Origin of the sequence: Wolbachia endosymbiont (group A) of Melieria omissa, assembly GCF_964031125.1 — a bacterium.
Taxonomy (GTDB): domain Bacteria; phylum Pseudomonadota; class Alphaproteobacteria; order Rickettsiales; family Anaplasmataceae; genus Wolbachia; species Wolbachia pipientis.
In genome coordinates this window covers 190,071-210,881 of record NZ_OZ035007.1, presented here as the reverse complement: position 1 = coordinate 210,881, position 20,811 = coordinate 190,071, and the positions used below count along the sequence as shown (strand labels likewise).

Below are 20,811 nucleotides of genomic sequence, written 5' to 3'. Positions count from 1 at the left end.
TTAGCTAACATTAAAAACGAAGATGAGAAAATGCCTTATTAGCTTCAGCCATTTTATATTTTTCTTCGCACATCTTAAACGCACCACCGCGTTTATTATAAGCATCCAGTATTTCAGATTGCAAACAATCAACAGTGGTTTTTCCACTCTTTTTTCGAGCAGCAGAAGTTGCTTTAGCAATCCACCTTAACGCTAAAGAAACCGCTCTATCTTGTCGAACTTCAACAGGTACTTGATAAGTTGCACCACCAATGCGTCGAGAACGCACTTCTATAGAAGGAGTAACATTTCCTACTGCTGTCTCAAAAATTGATAACCCACCTTCGCCTATTTTCTTTTCAGCTAAAGACAAAGCGTCATAGATAATCTTTTCTGCAGTAGATTTTTTACCACATTTCATGATTGTATTAATGAAACGCATCAGCAAAACACTGCCGTAACGCGAATCAGGACTTATTTCTCTTTTTTTTGCTTTATTCCGACGAGCCATAAACTTTAACCAGATTTCTTTACACCATATTTTGAACGAGCTTTCTTTCGATTTTGCACACCACGCAGATCAAGGGCACCTCTTATTATGTGATAACGCACACCTGGCAAATCTTTAACCCGCCCACCACGTATCAAAACAACAGAGTGTTCTTGTAAATTATGACCTTCACCAGGTATATAAGCCGTCACTTCACCATACCCACTAATTTTTACTCTGGCTACTTTACGGAGTGCTGAGTTAGGCTTTCTAGGAGTTGTAGTATACACCTTAGTGCAAACACCTCTCCTTTGAGGGTTGCTTTCTCCCAAAGCTGGTACCTTTTTCTTATGGGTCAATCCTAATCTACCCTTACGTATTAATTGATTTATCGTAGGCATATGTTATAAACTCAAGCTCATTAAAATAACTAAGCTTTTAGTTATAAAATAATAAACCTCAATAGTCAATATAAAAATAAACATTACTACTCTAATAATTAAGCTCAACTGCCTTGAAAGCCATCAGTAGACTTCTTGCACTACCTCCCAAGCCACAACTGTCATTCAGTAGAAACGAAAAAACTTACTTGACACCCTTCGCCAGCCCCATTATCATGGTACTGGAGGTATTCATTTATCTTCAATCTGTGCAGATTAAATGACAACAGTATTACGTAATTGGCGTCTTATTTTTAATTTTTTGCACTATGCACACTTTACGTCTTCACAACATTTCTGGGTTTTTACCTATATAAGCTGAAACGCGCTTATAAAGCGTTTAAGACAGTATAGTACGCCAATTTGCAGGATTAGAGAGTGACAACTAGCTAATACGGGATATCTTTTGCCTTTTTTTCTGCTTAGTAAATTTCTTAAACATTTAAACTAAGGTGAGTTGCATTTAAAAGCAGCTAAATTGCAGTGTTTAAGACTTAAAAAACGCCAATACTGAAAATATACAATGACTAGGGCTTCTTTTGCCTTTTTTTTGCTTGGTAAATTTCTTAATATTTATGGCAACATGAACTGAGCAGGAAGGTGTCATTCCAGTGCTTGACACTGGAATCCAGTTTTCCATATAATCTCATCGAAAATGTTGTAACCACTTTCTGTGCTAGTTTGCTTGCTTACAAGCAAACTTTTCTGGATCTCAGTGTCTGGGCACTGGGATGACAGGAGAAGGTACTAGGATGACACCCTGACCTCGTCGTCCCGCTACGTGTTAGCGGAATCTAGAGATACCGTGACGGTATGACGTAAAGCTCGCATTAGCTATACTTTGATGCTCACCAACTTAGCTGGATCCAAGTAGTCAAGCTACTTGGATCTGCAAATTGCAATGTTCGTACAGCCATACGCGTCAAGTTAAGAGATTGTGAGCAAATTTAGAGAGGTTAAAGTGGATACTCTAGCCCTTCTACGTTTGTCTTTTAATGAAAATCGCGACCAAGTTATAGTGAGTTTTTTAAGAAATGCTTTTAAACTATTAATTTTGGTTAATACTAAAAATAACTCTCTAACCCGCCTTTTTAGCTCAATAAATGCCTTTGTTAAGCTAAGTTCTGTATTCTTTTTCACTTCTGTGCAACCAACTATGCCGTGAAATATAAGAATTGCGCACAATTTAGCATATAGTTCACATAATACTCTGCATGGCTTTCCTTTTAGCTTATCAAGCCTGATATGGCTTTTATACAATTTAAATAATAACTCAATTTGCCACCTTACTCTGTAAATCGTTAATACTTGCTCAGCACTAATTTTATTTTCTGGAACATTAGTTATAAATATTGACCAGTTCAACAATTTTTGATTTCTTTTAGAGGATGTATATCCCTGCGATCTTGCTAATCTATTAGCTTTCCTTCTTCTGGCCATAGACTGTTCTTCAGTTAGTTTCTGACATATAATTCTTACTCTAATTTTTGCTTCTTTTCCTAACAATACCTCGTTTTCTAAAAATAACTTATCCTCTAAACATTCTAATAACTCCATTTTTTGATTTGTTTCTACATCATATATGTTGGTATCGGATTTATAACGACTTATGAAATAAGCTCCTATTTCATTGATTTGTTTAAAAGAACTTGGCACAAAATAACCGAGATCAGATATTAGCAAATCATTGCTTAATATATTACTTAAATGTTTCCTATATCCCTGGTCTGATCTTACCCCCTCCGTTAAATTAAGTTGGTCTATTATCTGATTCATGTAGTCGAAAACTAATTGTAACTTTATTCCAGACTTAGTATTGCTTTCATAGCCACTGTAGCTAGTACCATAACCTTTATACATCTCTTCCATACTGTTAGGTAGAGTAATATAGCTACTGTCCAATAATTTAACACTATTAAATTGCTGTAAGATTTTGCAATCAACTTGCAAGATATTTTTAAAGAGAATCACAGATTCATTATACATCCTTTTCATAAATTCCACTGCTTCTTCAGTAAATCTAAAATCCAAACCTTGTTTTGTTATATCTATCGAGTCCTCGTTTAGTAATTGACACATTGTTTCTACGCTACAATTATCAACTCCTATATTACCCAAGACCATGGCTTTTACGAATGATGAACCTTTTAGCTTTCTCTTTCTTTTTATAAACCTTGTTGTAATTGAGATTTTCTCTGCTTTTTCATTAAAAAATTCTTTGAGCTTTTTTGATAAGCAAGTTATTTTATTCATTGGTTCTCTCACTAAAAGTATATCTGGGAGAACTTATACCTTATTATTCTATCTCTTTCATACCTTTATTTCCTTAACTTGACGCGTATGGTTCGTACAGCTGCGTGCTTGACACTGGGATTTAGTGCAGCTACCATAAACTGGAAGCTCATCTTGCTATTTTTGGCTGAAAGAAACATATTTTTAGAATAATGAAAACAATCAGCTCTTTAATTCAAGAAGGATCGGAGTTATTATCGTCACATAAAGTTGAATCACCACATTTAGATTGTGAAATCATCATGCAGCACGTACTTGGAGTGGAAAGATCATTTATAATTGTGAACCATGCTGATCAAGTGCCAATGGAGAAAGAACTTTTATTTTGGAAATTAACAAAAAAAAGAGCGGAAAGATATCCAATATCGCAAATAATAGGTAATCATGAATTCTGGAGTAAAAATTTTATAGTTAACCAGCATGTTTTAGATCCAAGGCCAGATAGTGAAACAATAATCCTAGCAGTGTTAAAATATTACCCAAACAAAAAACAGAAACTAAAAATTGCAGATTTTGGTACAGGCACAGGTTGTTTATTGATATCCGTACTTAGTGAGTATGAATATGCTGTTGGCGTCGGTTTTGAAAAAAGCTTGGAAGCATATAAAGTTGCCTATCAGAACACAAAAAAACATGATCTTCTCAGCAGAGCCAAAATATTTCCAAGTTCGTGGACAGAGTGCAGAGGTTCATTCGATCTTATAATCAGTAATCCTCCATATATTAAAAGAAGCAAATTGAAAGACTTGCAAGCTGAAGTGCAAAAGGAACCAAGAATTGCCCTTGATGGTGGTATTGATGGTTTGAGTTGTTACTTGAGCATTTTTCCAATATTAAGGAGGTGCCTTAAAAAAAATGGGTTTGCGATATTGGAGATAGGTGAAGATCAAAGCAATATTGACAAAATAATCCCCTCATACGAATTAGCTTTTCAGGAATATGTATATGACTTAGCGGGAATGAAGAGATGCATTGTTGTGAAAAGAACATAGCTAATGTTTTTTTGCCTTCATCCCATATTATCCTATATCATCCCAGTACCCTCTACCTAGTCATCCAAGTAGCGTGACTACTTGGATCTATATTTAACTAGATCCTATGGTCAAGCCATAGGACGACAGGAACGGTTTTATGCATTTTTTAAAGGGCAACATGTTTAAGCTTTGCTGGCAAAATGGAAAGTAAGACCAGCCTCTATACCGTGTGTGTGAAATAGTTGATTACCTATATTTATTTCCTCAGTTACTTTGCTACCTGAGCTAGGATTAAGCTTCTTTTTTTTATCATTATTAGGGTCGTCTACCACTTGTCCTAACCTTTTTGCTGTAAGCTTAATATCGCTACCAATAGCACCAAAACCTCTATATCCGATATGCATATTTATAGCATTTCTCATAATAGTCCGAACAGGTCATAGGAAGGCAGAATCAACAGCACGACGAAAGGATTCGAATAGAGGAATGTTTTTCCTGGCTCTGTTTTTTATAGCAAACCAATGATGCTCAATTTTGTTGAAATCTGGAGAATAAGGCGGCAGATACAAAATTTCTGCACCAACCCCTTTAGCAAGCTCGATAATCTTATCAGACTTATGAAAAGTAGCATTGTCAAGAATGACAGTCTGTCCAGGTTCCAAGATCGGTGTCAAAAATTGCTCAAACCATCCATTAAAAACATCCATATTACAGTGGCCTTCAAAGGTTAACGGAACAACTATCTTTCTTCCACTTAAGGCTGCAACCATACTGATTCGTTGAGTTTTCTTTCCAGATTTTAAGGCATAAAACCGCTGTCCTTTCTGGCAATATCCGTAGGGGTAGTCTTCGGTGTTATCAATGCCAGACTCATCTATATACACTAAGTTTTTAGGTTCTTTTGTCGCTATAATTTTCAAAAATTCAGCACGTTTTTCTTCGTTTCTTTCCTTGTATCCATATGTCTTTTTTTGCGCGTAAATCCAATTTTTTTAAGGGCTCGATAGATCGTTTGGATACTAACGTTGTTCCAAAGTTTAGCCATTTCCGATAGAGTCTTTCCTCCGTGTTCTCTGGCAAATTTGGCAAAGGTATCCCAGTCGGTAATTTTGTGATTGTAACCCCCATTTCCAAGTTTTTTTGATTGAAAGTCTCCTGTTTCTTTTCTTCTTTGCTGCCACTCCCATAAAGTAGTTCTTCCAATCTTAAATCTTGCTGCCACTGTTTCTCTGCTTTCTCCTTCGTCTAGCGCTTCCATTGCTTTTTTTCTTAAATCATAACTATATGCTGCTGGCATTCAACCTCCTTATCATCATCTACCCTTATCCTATCACATCCGGACTTTTATGGAAAGAGCTATACATCTTCGTTTATGCGATAGTCAAAGCCAGCTTTTAATTGACCTGCGGGTCTTATTGACGGTTTTTCAAACCATACGCGTCAAGTTAAGGAAATAAAGGTATGAAAGAGATAGAATAATAAGGTATAAGTTCTCCCAGATATACTTTTAGTGAGAGAACCAATGAATAAAATAACTTGCTTATCAAAAAAGCTCAAAGAATTTTTTAATGAAAAAGCAGAGAAAATCTCAATTACAACAAGGTTTATAAAAAGAAAGAGAAAGCTAAAAGGTTCATCATTCGTAAAAGCCATGGTCTTGGGTAATATAGGAGTTGATAATTGTAGCGTAGAAACAATGTGTCAATTACTAAACGAGGACTCGATAGATATAACAAAACAAGGTTTGGATTTTAGATTTACTGAAGAAGCAGTGGAATTTATGAAAAGGATGTATAATGAATCTGTGATTCTCTTTAAAAATATCTTGCAAGTTGATTGCAAAATCTTACAGCAATTTAATAGTGTTAAATTATTGGACAGTAGCTATATTACTCTACCTAACAGTATGGAAGAGATGTATAAAGGTTATGGTACTAGCTACAGTGGCTATGAAAGCAATACTAAGTCTGGAATAAAGTTACAATTAGTTTTCGACTACATGAATCAGATAATAGACCAACTTAATTTAACGGAGGGGGTAAGATCAGACCAGGGATATAGGAAACATTTAAGTAATATATTAAGCAATGATTTGCTAATATCTGATCTCGGTTATTTTGTGCCAAGTTCTTTTAAACAAATCAATGAAATAGGAGCTTATTTCATAAGTCGTTATAAATCCGATACCAACATATATGATGTAGAAACAAATCAAAAAATGGAGTTATTAGAATGTTTAGAGGATAAGTTATTTTTAGAAAACGAGGTATTGTTAGGAAAAGAAGCAAAAATTAGAGTAAGAATTATATGTCAGAAACTAACTGAAGAACAGTCTATGGCCAGAAGAAGGAAAGCTAATAGATTAGCAAGATCGCAGGGATATACATCCTCTAAAAGAAATCAAAAATTGTTGAACTGGTCAATATTTATAACTAATGTTCCAGAAAATAAAATTAGTGCTGAGCAAGTATTAACGATTTACAGAGTAAGGTGGCAAATTGAGTTATTATTTAAATTGTATAAAAGCCATATCAGGCTTGATAAGCTAAAAGGAAAGCCATGCAGAGTATTATGTGAACTATATGCTAAATTGTGCGCAATTCATATATTTCACGGCATAGTTGGTTGCACAGAAGTGAAAAAGAATACAGAACTTAGCTTAACAAAGGCATTTATTGAGCTAAAAAGGCGGGTTAGAGAGTTATTTTTAGTATTAACCAAAACTAATAGTTTAAAAGCATTTCTTAAAAAACTCACTATAACTTGGTCGCGATTTTCATTAAAAGACAAACGTAGAAGGGCTAGAGTATCCACTTTAACCTCTCTAAATTTGCTCACAATCTCTTAACTTGACGCGTATGGTTTATATTACAGTGCTACAGAAATTTTACAGCATCGTTTATTGTCTTTATCGTGCTTTGATTGACACAATTTATAATGATGGAGTGGAGCATGCAGGGTATTTATCATTTTTAATTCTGTTATCAATATTTCCTTTTCTCATCGTTTTAATGGCTGTGGCGTCAACATTCGCAAATTTTTTAGACCAGTACAACATTGGCTGGGTATTTATCATTGATAACATGCCACAGGATATTTTATCATCTTTGATGCCGCGTATTAGGGAGATAATATCAGGCCCGCCGCAAAGCTTACTAACTTTAGCAATTGTAGGTGCTGTTTGGACCGCTTCATCGACAATTGAAGGGCTTAGAACAATACTCAATAAGGCCTATAAAGTTCCGGTTTCGCCGCCTTATATATTAAGAAGAGTACTAAGTATATTACAATTTTTAGTAATCACGCTTATTATAACTCTAACTATAGTGTTTTCTACACTAGTACCAATGCTAATTGATTTTTCCTATCAGGGGCTAAGTTATACTAGGTATTTACTTATTGAATTTGTACTTTTCACAGTAGTCTCTTGGCTATATTTTATGTTACCAAACATAAAACAAAATTTATCAGACGTATTTCCTGGATCTTGTGTAGCTGTTATTCTTTGGACGATTTCTGCTTCAGCTTTTAAGCAATATTTAAAAGCTTCCTTTGACCAACTGGATTTGATATATGGAAGTTTAGGTGGTGTGGTAGTGTCATTACTATTTTTTTATATGCTAAGTTTGATTTTTATATATGGAGCAAAATTCAATTTTCAGCTAAAATATTTCAATGGATCTCGCTAAGGAGAAAGAAATGGGTAAGTTAGAAGGTAAAGTAGCTTTAATCACCGGAGCTTCAGGTGGAGTAGGCTCTGCTGTTGCAAAAAGGTTTATAAGAGAAGGTGCATGTGTGATTCTGATTTCAAGATCTCTTGATAATCTCAAGCCACTATATAATGAAATTGAAGAGCTTGAAGAATTTAAAGAAGGCTCTGTGAAACTAATTCAGCTTGATCTTTTAGACTTTGAGAATGTAAAGATACTGACAAACATGATAGAAAGCCTGAAATTATCAGAATCTGGAGCACTTGATATATTAGTTGCGTGTGCTGGAATTTTAGGCAAACTGAACCCCATTCATGACTGTGAGATTGAAGAGCTACAGAACGTAATGAATACAAATTTTACTGCCAATTGGTACTTACTAAAAAACTTAGATCCAATGCTAAAAAAGTCTAATGCTGGAAGAGCGATATTCATGACCTCAGAAGTGACACTTTCTCCTTCCTCTTATCCATATTGGATGCCGTATGCTGCAAGTAAAGTTGCACTAGAAATAATGGTGCAGATATATGCATCTGAGACAAAACATACAAAATTATGTGTAAATGCTGTATACACGGAAGGACCTGTGGGTAGTGAGCAGGCATTTCCTGGATCTGAATTGGTGTCACCTGATAAACTGACAGATAAATTTGTGGAATTAGCTTCTGAAGACTGCAGCATATCAGGAAAAATCTTACCGCTCAGCAAATCTCCCGAATAAATTACCATAGTATCTGCAAAGATACCGTTAAGCCCACAACTGTATGAACATTGTGATTTGAGAGTAATCTCCACTAGGAAGGATGTCATCCCAGTGCCTCTATGGTGTCATTCCAGTGCTTGACACTGGAATCTAGTCTTTATTATGCAGCCACTTATTTAAAGTTAAGTTTTCTGGATCCCAGATGGCTTTGTTGCATCGCTGGCTATGATGGATTAAAGATAAAAAAGGTGGAGAATATCAGTAGCTTATTATTCTGGTATTTATAACAAGAACGGTCAGTGAATACCTAAATTTGAGTAAAAGAAATTTCACTACCACTCACTAATCCGGCTAAAATTCAAGAATTTCAATGCTTTAGCTATTTTCAATAGAATTAAATTTATTAATATAAATAACAAGTTACTATTCTTAAATTTGATCAGATTGATTGCAAAAAAAACAAGATTTTCAATAAGTTGCTTATAATCCTAATTATAGTTAGCCTTTCATAAGTAGCGATGCAACAAAGCCATCCCAGACTGGGATGACACCTCTGGGCACTGCCGTCATAAAGGAACCAGTGTCAGCTACTTGAATGACATCATTTGCTGTGCAATTTACCTTCAAAAATGAATGTTTGTACAGCTGTGTGTCAAGCACTGGAATCTGCCACGCAAATTGCAATGTTCGTACAGTTATGCGTCAAGCCTAAAAGTATAGCTCTTTCCATAAAAGTCCGGATGTGATAGGATAAGGGTAGATGATGATAAGGAGGTTGAATGCCAGCAGCATATAGTTATGATTTAAGAAAAAAAGCAATGGAAGCGCTAGACGAAGGAGAAAGCAGAGAAACAGTGGCAGCAAGATTTAAGATTGGAAGAACTACTTTATGGGAGTGGCAGCAAAGAAGAAAAGAAACAGGAGACTTTCAATCAAAAAAACTTGGAAATGGGGGTTACAATCACAAAATTACCGACTGGGATACCTTTGCCAAATTTGCCAGAGAACACGGAGGAAAGACTCTATCGGAAATGGCTAAACTTTGGAACAACGTTAGTATCCAAACGATCTATCGAGCCCTTAAAAAAATTGGATTTACGCGCAAAAAAAGACATATGGATACAAGGAAAGAAACGAAGAAAAACGTGCTGAATTTTTGAAAATTATAGCGACAAAAGAACCTAAAAACTTAGTGTATATAGATGAGTCTGGCATTGATAACACCGAAGACTACCCCTACGGATATTGCCAGAAAGGACAGCGGTTTTATGCCTTAAAATCTGGAAAGAAAACTCAACGAATCAGTATGGTTGCAGCCTTAAGTGGAAGAAAGATAGTTGTTCCGTTAACCTTTGAAGGCCACTGTAATATGGATGTTTTTAATGGATGGTTTGAGCAATTTTTGACACCGATCTTGGAACCTGGACAGACTGTCATTCTTGACAATGCTACTTTTCATAAGTCTGATAAGATTATCGAGCTTGCTAAAGGGGTTGGTGCAGAAATTTTGTATCTGCCGCCTTATTCTCCAGATTTCAACAAAATTGAGCATCATTGGTTTGCTATAAAAAACAGAGCCAGGAAAAACATTCCTCTATTCGAATCCTTTCGTCGTGCTGTTGATTCTGCCTTCCTATGACCTGTTCGGACTATTATGAGAAATGCTATAATTAGCTAATAGGTTTAATAAAAATTCACATATACAGGAAAGATTGGTAACATTACTTGAATAGAGACCGTTATTGTAATTATGCCGAAACGCACAGATATAGAATCTATATTAGTAATAGGAGCAGGCCCAATAGTTATAGGTCAGGCATGCGAGTTTGATTATTCCGGAACGCAAAGCTGTAAAGTATTAAAAAGCGAAGGTTATAAAGTCATTTTGGTTAACTCCAACCCCGCAACTATAATGACAGATCCTGAGTTTTCTGATGCGACGTATATTGAGCCGGTACTGCCTGAAATCATAGAGAAAATTATAATTAAGGAGAGGCCAGACGCAATATTGCCAACAATGGGCGGGCAAACAGCGCTCAATTGTGCAATAAAACTTGCAGATGATGGAGTGTTAGACAAATACAACGTAGAATTAATAGGGGTAAATAGAGAAGCAATAAAAAAAGCAGAGGATAGAGAGTTATTCCGCCAGTCCATGGATAGAATAGGACTGAAATACCCCAAAAGTATCATTATAAAAAATCAAGAACAAATAAAAAAGGCTTTGGACTACGTTGGATTACCAGCAATCATCCGTTCATCATTCACTCTTGGTGGCGCAGGTAGTGGTATAGCATATAATAAAGAGGAGTTTTTCAATATCGCAGAAAGTGCTCTCAAAATTTCGCCAATAAATGAAGTTCAGATAGATGAATCAATTATTGGCTGGAAAGAATATGAAATGGAAGTTATCCGCGATTGTAAAGATAACTGCATAATAGTCTGTTCGATAGAAAATGTTGATCCGATGGGAGTGCACACTGGGGATAGCATAACTGTTGCTCCTGCTTTGACTCTGCGTGACGTAGAATACCAACAGATGAGAAATGCATCTATAGCAGTGCTGAGAGAAATTGATGTTAGTGCCGGTGGTGCAAATGTTCAATTTGCAGTGAATCCTAAAGAAGATGGAAGCCTCGTTGTGATTGAGATGAATCCAAGGGTTTCTCGCTCTTCTGCACTTGCTTCGAAAGCAACAGGCTATCCTATTGCAAAAGTTGTAACTAAACTTGCTATTGGCTATTCGCTCGACGAAATACGTAACGACTGTGCTCCAATAATACCAGCAGCATTCGAACCAGTGATTGATTATATCGTCACTAAAATTCCTCGATTTGAGTTTGAGAAATTTAAAGGAACGAATTGTGAACTATCAACCTCCATGAAATCAGTGGGAGAAGTAATGTCTATAGGCCGCACTTTTAATGAGTCACTGCAGAAAGCTTTTCGTTCACTTGAAACTGATCTTACAGGACTTGATGAAGTGTTTCCTGAGAACATTGATATTGATCACGTAAAATCTCAATTAGCAAAATTGCTACCAAACAGATTACTGATTGCTGCTGACGCAATGCGCCACGGAATTAGCATAGAAGAAATAAATTCGATTACAGGATATGACTTATGGTTTCTGCAAAATATACAGCAAATTATATTAACTGAACAAAAAATCAAGGAAAATGGATTTCCTGGAACTGCGTACGAAATGTTAGAGCTGAAAAAAATGGGATTTTCAGATGCAAGATTAGCAAAGTTAAGTAATAGACCTACCTCTGTCATTCCAGTACCCTCTAATGTCATCCCAGTGCGTGACACTGGGATCCAGCCAGCGTTACACGCTGGAGATCGAGTAAAACAAATCGAAGAAATAAGAAAAAAATTTGGCATTAAACAAGTTTATAAACGCGTAGACACCTGTGCAGCTGAATTTGAATCAAGCACTGCTTATATGTATGGCTGCTATGAGGGTGATGTTGAAAATAAAACGGAATGTGAGGCGAATATTTCTGACCGAGAAAAGGTTGTCATTTTAGGAAGTGGTCCAAACCGCATTGGTCAAGGTATTGAGTTTGATTATGCATGCGTACATGCAGCTTCTGCCGCCAAAGAAATGGGGTATGAAACAATAATGATCAACTGTAATCCAGAAACTGTTTCAACTGACTACGATACCGCTGATCGTTTATATTTCGCCCCACTGATTGCAGAGGATGTGCTTGAAATACTAAGTAAAGAGCAAGAAAATGGCACACTGGTTGGTGTGATAGTTCAAATAGGTGGTCAAACACCTTTAAAGTTAGCCAAAGTGCTTAACGAGAGAGGTTTCAAAATTCTGGGAACTTCGTTTGATTCTATTGACCTTGCAGAAGATCGCATGAGATTTAAAAACCTTGCTTTGCAACTTAATTTAAAACAACCTGAAAGTTCTATCTGCCATTCAGTAGAAGAAGCGTTAACCAACGCAGAAAAGGTGGGGTTTCCACTAGTAGTCAGGCCATCATATGTCCTCGGCGGTCAGTCTATGTCGATTAGACACGATACTCAGAGCTTTAAAGAGTACGTCTTAGATCAAACTAAAATCTTTGAGCATGGTTCGCTGCTTCTTGATAAATTTTTAGTCAATGCAGTTGAGGTTGACGTTGATGCTGTATGTGATGGGGAAAAAGTTTTCATTGCAGCGGTCATGGAGCATATTGAAGAAGCTGGTATCCACTCTGGTGATTCAACATGCTCAATACCGACAAATACATTGAGTGACGAAGTAATAAAAGAGATCGAGCTCCAAACTGAGAGAATAGCATTAGCATTAAAAGTGAAAGGTCTGATAAACATTCAGTTTGCTGTTCAAGAGAATAGACCTCTTGCAGAACCTGTTTGTGATGAGAAATCTTTAGGAAAAGTGCAGATGAGCACCACAGAATACTCGAATGTATTTGAGGAGCGCAGACAAGCTTTGACGACAAAATTGCCTTCAGAAATCGAGTTATGCAAGAGGTCTAGTGATGTATACATACTTGAAGTGAATTTAAGGGCTAGTCGAACCGTTCCTTTTATTTCCAAGGTAATCAATATTCCTATTGCAAAGCTTGCCACTCAGGTTATTTTGGGTAAAAAATTGAATCAGGAAAACAAGCCTTTCAATCATTTTGCAGTTAAAGCTGCTGTTTTTCCATTCACGCGTTTTTCGGGAATTGATACTCTACTTGGTCCTGAAATGAAATCAACAGGAGAAGTGATGGGAATTGACTCATCATTTGAAGCTGCACTTGCAAAAACGCACATGGCTGCAGGATACAAGTTACCAACAGAAGGAACAGCTCTGGTTTCAGTAAAAGATGATGATAAAGAGTATATATTGCCTGTTGTACGAATGTTGAAAGAACTGAGTTTTGAAATATATGCAACCAAAGGTACAGCTTCTTATCTGAATAATAATGGCATTGCTGCACAAACTGTAAATAAAGTGAGAGAAGGCAGACCCCACATAGTTGATATGCTCAAAGATGGAAAAATAAATCTAGTGATCAATACCTCAAAAGGTGTGAAATCAGTTTCAGATAGCAAAGATATCAGGAGAACTGCTATTTTGCAAAATATAGCTTACAGTACCACAGCTTCTGGGAGTAAAGCGTTAGTGCTTGCAATTCAATATGTAAAGAATAGCAAATTGGAAGTGAAATCATTACAGCAGATACAAAACGGTTAAATATCAAAACTAGAATAATTCACTCTCAAAATGCTAAAGAGAACATAATAAAAAGATGGAAATTTTGAAGGAAATAGTATACCTAAAGAATCAACTAGCGTAATTGAACAGCCAAATGCTGCAACGAATACTCCACAATCTTACCTAGAGGACACTTCCCTTATATGTTAAGAACAAGTCTTTATAAATATCAAAGTAGTGATATTAAAGACACACAGAGAAGAGGAACCGTCACGCCCCTTGATTATAAGAATCGTTGTTCAGCAAGGTTCTCTTCTCTGGTTTATTATACTGAAAGTTCCGAACAACTGATTGAGCTTTTAGGCTCGTATATAAGGCTGGAAAATGCAGTATATGTTATTATTACGGAGGAATTATGAATTCATCAAACATTATTGCTGGCATTGATGTTAGCAAAAGTAAATTAGATCTCCACATTCACCCACTTGAGCATTATAAAATATTTGAAAACAATGTACAATCCATTGATGAAATGCTGGACTTTTTACGTTTGCATAATGTAACCAAAATTGGTCTTGAGGCAACTGGTGGATACGAAAAATTATGTGCCTATACTTTACTAAGCAATGGTTTTGAGGTGTACGTCATTCAACCAAGGTGGGAGAGACTATGCTAAAAGCCTTGGTATTACTACAAAAACTGATAAAATAGACTGCAGTATCATCTCACGTTATATTAATAATACAGATATGCGTGTTACTCCTTTAACAGTTAGTAATGGTAGTATTGATTGCTTGAAACAAAAATTATCTCGTAGAAACCAACTTGTAGAAATAGCAAAAATACAAAAAACCCAAATCCAACAGGTAACTGATACATCTATAATCAAACAAATAGAGGAACTTCTTGCAATTTTACGTAATCAAATTAAAACTTTAGAAGATGAAATGATTACATTTATCGATCAAAACCAAGAGCTTAAAAGAAAATATATATCAATAACTATATAGTAGCGGGATGACGGTTTTTCAAATTATCGGTAAATCTAAGTCAGTTTAGCTATAGGCAGCAATTTTCTGTATTTATTTTAAATTGAAGAAAGCTCAAATGAAAGATCGTGTTTTGCTAAAAATCACAGAATGCAGTCTGGTTACTATTTAAAAGGATATGTTCAAAAAACTGTGTCAAATCAACTCATACACTTCATTACCAACTTCATGATGAAGTTCCCCAGTTGGATGGAAATAATCAAAAAAGAAATAATCCTTTAGTGTTTCTTTGCTACACCCAGGGTTATAGTGAACGTCAAGTTCCCCTTTAAATATCAACTTTAAGAGTATTTTTATATTTTCTTTAAATCTCCCAACTTGGTCTGCAATGTTCGATGTGCATGCATCTTGACAATTTAAACCTTTGCTCTTGTATTCGCTAAACATACTTCTCATTTTAGAGTTAAGATCAAATGCTTTTATTTCAAGATTTGTACTTTTCTTCATATAATCTAAGCCTTTAGCCAGTTTTGCATTGAAACTCTCCGTGAGCTTTGTAGCTAGTTCCCTTGCTTCTTCATCTCTATTAAAAGCTGGTATTGAGCCAACTTCAGGTGCATTTGCAACAACTACATGCTTAACACCATGTTCATTTAGAACCTTAAGTGCATTACATATTTCACTCACTGCTTGTTCCAACACTTCTTCCGCTTTAGTATCGTCATAAGCAGTGGCAACCATAACATCATTTCCGCCGATTATGATGCAAAATAAATCTTCTTTACCTATATCTGGATGATGTTTAATTACCGCATCTAGCTGGTTAGCTAAACGAAATTTATTGAAGAAATAAGAAAAAATAGGGTCAAAAATTTCAGATGCTGTTGCATATGAAACTGCGTAATTCTGACCTTGCTGTTCGTGCCATCTCCCAAAAAATGAATAACTCCACCCAGGTTTAAATTCATCTAAATCTAAATATTTTGCTATATATTCAACAGCAGTAGGGCCATTGCTAAAAGATCTTCCTTGATAAAAAGGATCATCAAATTTTACGCTTTTTGCAAAGGATAAATTATTTAAAATTCCAATGATTGCGCCATTATCGGATAAGCTATCACCCAGAACATAAAAATTTCTATACTTTGAATTAGAATTGTCATTTTTGTTTGTCATAATATTTACCGTAGATTAGCATGTTGTTTCATTAGATTCATAGAAAAAGAAAAATAGCGGTGAAATTATACAACTTTGGCCTAACTTGCTCTCCACTTTTTCCGGGCAAAATCAGCTTCTTCTTAACTTGACACGTATACTTAAAAGAACCCTCTAAGTTTTCTAGCACGGCTTGGATGTTTCAACTTGCGCAGTGCTTTTGCCTCTATTTGCCTAATTCTCTCACGTGTTACATTAAAAATTTTTCCTACTTCTTCTAAGGTATGTTCCTTCCCATCTTTACCAAGGCCAAAACGCATTCTTAAAATTCTTTCTTCCTTTGGTGTTAAAGTTGCAAGAACATTGGTTGTAATGCCACGCAAGTCAGCAAGTATTGCAGCATCCTCTGGCCTGGAGACTCGCTTGTCTTCTATACAATCACCAAAGGTACTACTATCATCTTTTCCTGTTGGAGCTTCAAGACTTACTGGATCCCTTGCTATTTTCATAACTTTGCGTATTCTTTCCAGTGGCATTGTCAGTTCTACACTCAATTCCTCTAACGTCGGCTCTCTTCCCATCTCATGAGTCATCTTTCTTAATGCTCTGTTGATTTTACTGATAATTTCCACCATATGAACTGGTATTCTAACTACTTTAGACTGCTCAGGTATTGCTCTAGTGATTGATTGTCTTACCCACCAAGTGCCATAAGTTGAAAATTTATATCCACGTTTGTAATCAAACTTATCCACGGCCTTCATAAGACCAATATTGCCTTCTTGTATCAAATCAAGCAGATCAAGGCCTCTTTTTGAATACTTCTTAGCAATGGAAACTACTAGCCTTAAGTTAGCCTTAATCATTTCTTGCTTTGCTTCAGAGACTTCTCGTTCGTGTTTTTGTATTCTCTTGATTAGCTCCTTAAATTCTTGTACGTTATCTTCCTGTATATGCTGCTTAATACCGTTCAAGGTACTAGCTATATGTTCAGAGTTATTGTCTATAAACCTTAAAAATTTGTTTTTTAATTCACCTGTAAAAGAGGACTGATTTTCATTGATCTTTAAAAGACTTATCTTTTTCAATTCGTGCTTTAAAAGCACGTCATCATAAACTTTATAGAAACTTTCTCTATCGATATCGTATTTTCTAGCCTCAGCAATAAGATTAGCCTCTTCAAGCGTAATGGATCTATTTATCTTATAAAGTTCTTGTGTAATTCTGGCAACAGCAGCATCACTTAACTTAATTTGTAATGCTATAGACCATATTTGATTATACAAATTTTCTAGCTCATTAGAGAAATTTTTAGAATTTTTTCTTAATATCAACGCTTCATTTGTTAAAGTAATTATCTCATCCAATGCAACTATGACCTTTGGCAATAAGTCACTTTCCATTTCAAGAATAGAAACATTTAAATTGACTGAACTTATATCTTCATTATTACCGTCTTTCTCATCATCACTTTTTTTACTATCTTTCTCATCATCACTACAGTACTCAGCATCTTCAGAAACATCCTCAGAATCCTCAACATCTTCAGCACTTTCTTCACTCTCTTCACTTTCTTCTTTGGGTACCACATTAAAATCAGAGTTATAAATTGCATCCAGATCTATAATTTCTCTCAGTAAGAGAGCTCCATTACTTAAATCATCACGCCATACTTTTATCACCTTTAATGTTACTGATGTTTCAATTATTGCACGTAACATGTTATGCTTTTCAGATTCAATTTTTTTTGCTATCTCGATTTCATCTGCCCTTGATAAAAGCTTTACGGAGCTCATGTCTTGTAAATAAATCCTCACTGGATCATCATTTTGTACTAAAGTTGCAGTAACATTTGGCGATGTGTCATCATCATCAAGTTTACTATCATCACTGTTGGAAGGAATATCTTCTTCATCTTCGCTACTTTCAAGCACATTAATTCCGGAATCCTGCAATAAAGATATAGCATCATCTATAAAGTCAGACGAAAAATTTTCATCTGATAATTTATCATTTATATCATCAAAGGTGATAAAACCACCCTTTTTTATACTCTTAGTTACCAGATCTTTGATAATTTTTTTCTTATCTTCTGCATCATTAATAGTTGACATCATTACCTTTATAGTTTATAATTTTATTTCTTATTAACAAACAAACTTACAACGAGCAAGTCTATAATTTTACTTTTAACTTGTGGCTATTTGTTACTTCATATAGTTTAAGATACTGTTAATTTATGTACACTTGTCTTAATCGATTGTTCCATACTTTTCTTCCATTTTTACTGCTATGGATAATCCAACTGAAAATGTTGCAATTCCAACCACTATAGCAGTAAGCATTAAAACATGGGGTATAGGATTGCTATATGAATAAAAATTTGAAACCAATATAGGAGGCAAGGAACTTTTTATATATCCTAGAGATATGTAAAATAACAAAACAGATGCTTGGAAGACGCTTACCCCTATCATTTTCTTGATTAAATTTTTATCGTTTATAATAATATATAAACCTAGCACCATTAATACAATAATAATCGTATAATTATATAAAGTCATTGTTTTTTCCTACGAGCAAAATTTATATATATAATTAACATAGAGGAGCAGACAGTAAATGCTACACCTAATTCCACCAAAAAAATACCTAATTTTTGACCGGTTCTATTATTGGTTAACAAGATATCATAAGATAAAAAATTTTGGCCAAGTAAAGTTGTTGCAACGCCCGTTCCTCCATAAATTAAAATACCTAACACGTTAGTCAATCTAATCACAGAATAAGGTATTGCTTTTAGAGTTGTAGATACACCAAATAGCATTGAATATAATATTATCCCGGAGGCAATAATTATTCCTGCTTGAAAACCTCCACCCGGAGTGTAATCACCGTGAAATTGTATGTATAAACCAAATAAAATGATAAAAGGTATCATCAAAAATGTTACTGCATTTAATATCGGATCTTTAATCATTTTCTTTTTCTTCTTTTAATATCAACGTTATACAAAGCGCAGCAGTAAAAACTACTATAGTTTCTCCAAACGTGTCATAACCACGAAAGCTTGCCAAAATAGCTGTCACTATATTAGGAATACCGGTAGCTTTTTCGGTATTTTCCACATAATAAGGAGCAACATGCAAGTGGATCGGAGCATTGTGGCTGCCAAAATCTGGCAATTGAATCATAAAATATGACAAACATACAGCCAGAAATAACATAAAAAAAAGCGTTATAGGGTTATGAGATAGATTTACTTTATGATTCTTTATCAAGGAGAGTGCTGCAAACGTAAAAACTGTACTGAGCCCCGCACCAACAGAAGCTTCAGTAATTGCAACATCAGGTGCATTCATAATTAAGTATATAAGCGCAATCAGTGAACTAAATACACACATTAGAACAGCACTTACGACTAAATGTCGCGAGAAAACTATAAAAACCGTAACTGTTAGTAACAACAAAAGTAACACTACATTTAATATTTCTAACACCTTAGCCTTCTTTAACAGTTTTTTTCTTAACTTTATAATGAGTGCGCGCTAAAATATAGCTATTAGTTGAGTTAGCTACCCATATTATAAAAATTAATAATACTATTTTAACAGTATTGATTGAAAATCCATTCTGCAAAGCAAAACCAATTAACAATAACGTTGCACCGCTAGAATCTGTAATACCTGCTGCATTTAACCTAGTATAGAAATCAGGAAATCTGATCACCCCTATATTTGAAATAATTATCAAACAAATACCTAAAAATATGAAAATGGATCCTATCATAAATTATCAAAACAACATTAATCTCATTAGTGCTATAGTTGATATAAAGCTAACGCTAGCATACAACAATGCTATATCAATTAAAAAAAAATTATTCAGAATGATTGATATTGCTGTTATAAGTACAACTACTTGCGTTGAGAAATTATTGAACGCTAAAACCTTATTGTACACATCATTTGACTTAGACACTATGCAACACAACATTACACTCATACAGAACAACAGTGTATAGATAGCAATGCAAATCATTTAAAGACTATGTGACTTCAGTAGATTTCTAAACGGATACTTCTTCATCGCCATCTTGATCATTTATTTCATCATCTATTTCACCATCCACTTCATAATCTTGGCTTTCTTGACTTGCATCAAGATCTGTGTTATCAGAAAAATTTAATAAATTCGCTAGCTTACTTGTATTACTGCTGTAAACATTATTCATATTTCCTTTCATGTATTCCTTGCATCTACCTACCAAAAGGCTAAACAGCTCATGAGTATCCACCTGTTTTCCTGCTATTTCATGTAAGGAAACTATGGTATTTTTATGACCTTTAAACTTAGCTGCTTGAATTGGATTACTTGCCCCTGTATTTAAATCATGTGTTCTTTGACTTGCCAACAGAACCAATTTGAAACGGTTACTTACCCGTTCTATACACTTTTCTACAATAGACTCAGCCATAAGATACTACCTTAATAAGTTTTATACTATATCACAAAAAACAAGTTGTCAACTTTGTATCTATTGCGATTCAACTTCATGTTTTACTTTTTCTGCCTCAGATTTTATTTCTTGGCTTTCTGTCATCGTGATTGTTATCTCATGATCAAGTTTTTTTAGAAATCCTAACAATCGCTCTAAAGAAAAACCATCTATTTTACCATTTTTAATTTGCGATACCTTTGGCTGATCAATACCAAGTTTCTCAGCTGCAAAAGCCTGAGTCCAAGCATTTTTTTCTATAATTTTATTTATTATATAAAGCAACTTTGTTTTTATTCCTGCACTGTCTAAGTTATTTAACGATATTATTTCCATAATTCTTACACTCACATATCAATTAACTTTATTAAATATTATAACATAATATTTAATATACCAAGATATTAATATCAT

The 20,811-nt window shown here is 34.9% G+C and carries 22 protein-coding genes and 1 pseudogene; 7 read left to right on the top strand and 16 right to left on the bottom strand.

The features are described from left to right. Positions 1–10 precede the first annotated feature (10 nt). From rpsG to ACQH2Q_RS00915, 4 genes are all read right to left on the bottom strand, one after another. Positions 11–490 carry a 30S ribosomal protein S7 gene (rpsG, locus tag ACQH2Q_RS00930; RefSeq protein ID WP_007549313.1) on the bottom strand — a complete coding sequence of 160 codons (480 nt, stop codon included), beginning with the start codon at positions 488–490 and terminating at the stop codon, positions 11–13. A 5-nt stretch (positions 491–495) separates the two neighbouring features. After that, positions 496–870 carry a 30S ribosomal protein S12 gene (rpsL, locus tag ACQH2Q_RS00925; protein ID WP_006279787.1) on the bottom strand — a complete coding sequence of 125 codons (375 nt, stop codon included), beginning with the start codon at positions 868–870 and terminating at the stop codon, positions 496–498. A gap of 526 nt (positions 871–1,396) precedes the next feature. Further along, positions 1,397–1,549, bottom strand: coding sequence for a hypothetical protein (locus ACQH2Q_RS00920; protein WP_425383508.1), 153 nt, complete (start codon positions 1,547–1,549; stop codon positions 1,397–1,399). 287 nt (positions 1,550–1,836) lie between these two features. Then, a complete protein-coding gene (locus ACQH2Q_RS00915) occupies positions 1,837–3,162 on the bottom strand; it encodes an IS4 family transposase (protein WP_264339118.1) in 1,326 nt (441 codons plus the stop codon). Between the two features lie 191 nt (positions 3,163–3,353). On the opposite strand from ACQH2Q_RS00915, the gene prmC reads away from it, so the two are divergent. Further along, entirely contained in the window at positions 3,354–4,193 is an 840-nt protein-coding gene (gene prmC / locus ACQH2Q_RS00910) for a peptide chain release factor N(5)-glutamine methyltransferase (RefSeq protein WP_264339235.1), read from the top strand. A 164-nt stretch (positions 4,194–4,357) separates the two neighbouring features. On the opposite strand, the gene ACQH2Q_RS00905 is transcribed toward prmC, so the two are convergent. Next, positions 4,358–4,597 carry a hypothetical protein gene (locus tag ACQH2Q_RS00905; RefSeq protein WP_425383452.1) on the bottom strand — a complete coding sequence of 80 codons (240 nt, stop codon included), beginning with the start codon at positions 4,595–4,597 and terminating at the stop codon, positions 4,358–4,360. Between the two features lie 15 nt (positions 4,598–4,612). After that, positions 4,613–5,472, bottom strand: a protein-coding gene (locus tag ACQH2Q_RS00900) for an IS630 family transposase (RefSeq protein ID WP_264705388.1) whose coding sequence is annotated in 2 segments (ribosomal slippage) — positions 4,613–5,148 and positions 5,148–5,472 — 861 coding nt in all. Because the reading frame shifts where the segments join, the coding sequence is not laid out codon by codon here. A gap of 225 nt (positions 5,473–5,697) precedes the next feature. Between ACQH2Q_RS00900 and ACQH2Q_RS00895 the strand changes: the two genes are divergently transcribed. From ACQH2Q_RS00895 to ACQH2Q_RS00885, 3 genes are read left to right on the top strand one after another with little or no spacing between them, the layout of a single operon-like run. Next, complete coding sequence (locus tag ACQH2Q_RS00895) at positions 5,698–7,023, top strand: IS4 family transposase (protein WP_425383451.1); 1,326 nt, start codon at positions 5,698–5,700, stop codon at positions 7,021–7,023. A 25-nt stretch (positions 7,024–7,048) separates the two neighbouring features. Beyond that, positions 7,049–7,864: a YihY/virulence factor BrkB family protein gene (locus ACQH2Q_RS00890; protein ID WP_155969484.1), complete on the top strand. Its 816-nt coding sequence runs from the start codon at positions 7,049–7,051 to the stop codon at positions 7,862–7,864. After that, a complete protein-coding gene (locus tag ACQH2Q_RS00885) occupies positions 7,851–8,606 on the top strand; it encodes an SDR family oxidoreductase (RefSeq protein WP_012673418.1) in 756 nt (251 codons plus the stop codon). Before ACQH2Q_RS00890 ends, ACQH2Q_RS00885 begins: the two co-directional genes overlap by 14 nt. A 480-nt stretch (positions 8,607–9,086) precedes the next feature. Here the strand turns inward: ACQH2Q_RS00885 and ACQH2Q_RS00880 are convergent, their stop codons facing one another. Beyond that, positions 9,087–9,248 carry a hypothetical protein gene (locus ACQH2Q_RS00880; protein WP_238514577.1) on the bottom strand — a complete coding sequence of 54 codons (162 nt, stop codon included), beginning with the start codon at positions 9,246–9,248 and terminating at the stop codon, positions 9,087–9,089. A 119-nt stretch (positions 9,249–9,367) separates the two neighbouring features. Between ACQH2Q_RS00880 and ACQH2Q_RS00875 the strand changes: the two genes are divergently transcribed. The 3 genes and pseudogenes from ACQH2Q_RS00875 to ACQH2Q_RS00865 form a co-directional block, all read left to right on the top strand. Beyond that, positions 9,368–10,227, top strand: a protein-coding gene (locus ACQH2Q_RS00875; protein ID WP_264705388.1) for an IS630 family transposase whose coding sequence is annotated in 2 segments (ribosomal slippage) — positions 9,368–9,692 and positions 9,692–10,227 — 861 coding nt in all. Because the reading frame shifts where the segments join, the coding sequence is not laid out codon by codon here. Positions 10,228–10,338: 111 nt separating this feature from the next. After that, positions 10,339–13,794: a carbamoyl-phosphate synthase large subunit gene (carB, locus tag ACQH2Q_RS00870; RefSeq protein WP_264339218.1), complete on the top strand. Its 3,456-nt coding sequence runs from the start codon at positions 10,339–10,341 to the stop codon at positions 13,792–13,794. 376 nt (positions 13,795–14,170) lie between these two features. Continuing rightward, positions 14,171–14,759: pseudogene (locus ACQH2Q_RS00865) on the top strand (IS110 family transposase); the annotation flags it as partial. Between the two features lie 180 nt (positions 14,760–14,939). Here the strand turns inward: ACQH2Q_RS00865 and ACQH2Q_RS00860 are convergent. From ACQH2Q_RS00860 to ACQH2Q_RS00820, 9 genes are all read right to left on the bottom strand, one after another. After that, complete coding sequence (locus ACQH2Q_RS00860; protein WP_425383507.1) at positions 14,940–15,920, bottom strand: SGNH/GDSL hydrolase family protein; 981 nt, start codon at positions 15,918–15,920, stop codon at positions 14,940–14,942. A 140-nt stretch (positions 15,921–16,060) separates the two neighbouring features. Further along, on the bottom strand, positions 16,061–18,013 hold the full coding sequence (gene rpoD, locus ACQH2Q_RS00855) for an RNA polymerase sigma factor RpoD (protein WP_264339220.1): 1,953 nt from the start codon (positions 18,011–18,013) through the stop codon (positions 16,061–16,063). 138 nt (positions 18,014–18,151) lie between these two features. Further along, complete coding sequence (locus tag ACQH2Q_RS00850) at positions 18,152–18,463, bottom strand: cation:proton antiporter subunit C (RefSeq protein WP_006279706.1); 312 nt, start codon at positions 18,461–18,463, stop codon at positions 18,152–18,154. Further along, on the bottom strand, positions 18,460–18,879 hold the full coding sequence (locus ACQH2Q_RS00845; RefSeq protein ID WP_006279705.1) for a Na(+)/H(+) antiporter subunit B: 420 nt from the start codon (positions 18,877–18,879) through the stop codon (positions 18,460–18,462). Before ACQH2Q_RS00845 ends, ACQH2Q_RS00850 begins: the two co-directional genes overlap by 4 nt. After that, positions 18,872–19,399, bottom strand: coding sequence for a DUF4040 domain-containing protein (locus tag ACQH2Q_RS00840; RefSeq protein WP_015589497.1), 528 nt, complete (start codon positions 19,397–19,399; stop codon positions 18,872–18,874). The genes ACQH2Q_RS00845 and ACQH2Q_RS00840 overlap by 8 nt, the downstream gene beginning before the upstream one ends. 1 nt (position 19,400) lies before the next feature. Further along, the gene (gene mnhG / locus ACQH2Q_RS00835) at positions 19,401–19,688 is read right to left on the bottom strand and encodes a monovalent cation/H(+) antiporter subunit G (RefSeq protein ID WP_155969497.1); all 288 of its coding nucleotides are present in this window, start codon (positions 19,686–19,688) and stop codon (positions 19,401–19,403) included. Positions 19,689–19,694: 6 nt separating this feature from the next. Next, positions 19,695–19,940, bottom strand: a complete 246-nt coding sequence (locus ACQH2Q_RS00830; RefSeq protein ID WP_007548527.1) for a monovalent cation/H+ antiporter complex subunit F — start codon at positions 19,938–19,940, stop codon at positions 19,695–19,697. Positions 19,941–19,968: 28 nt separating this feature from the next. Beyond that, positions 19,969–20,376, bottom strand: a complete 408-nt coding sequence (rpoZ, locus tag ACQH2Q_RS00825) for a DNA-directed RNA polymerase subunit omega (RefSeq protein WP_007548528.1) — start codon at positions 20,374–20,376, stop codon at positions 19,969–19,971. Positions 20,377–20,436: 60 nt separating this feature from the next. Next, positions 20,437–20,733, bottom strand: coding sequence for a helix-turn-helix domain-containing protein (locus tag ACQH2Q_RS00820; protein ID WP_010081926.1), 297 nt, complete (start codon positions 20,731–20,733; stop codon positions 20,437–20,439). Between the last annotated feature and the right edge of the window lie 78 nt (positions 20,734–20,811).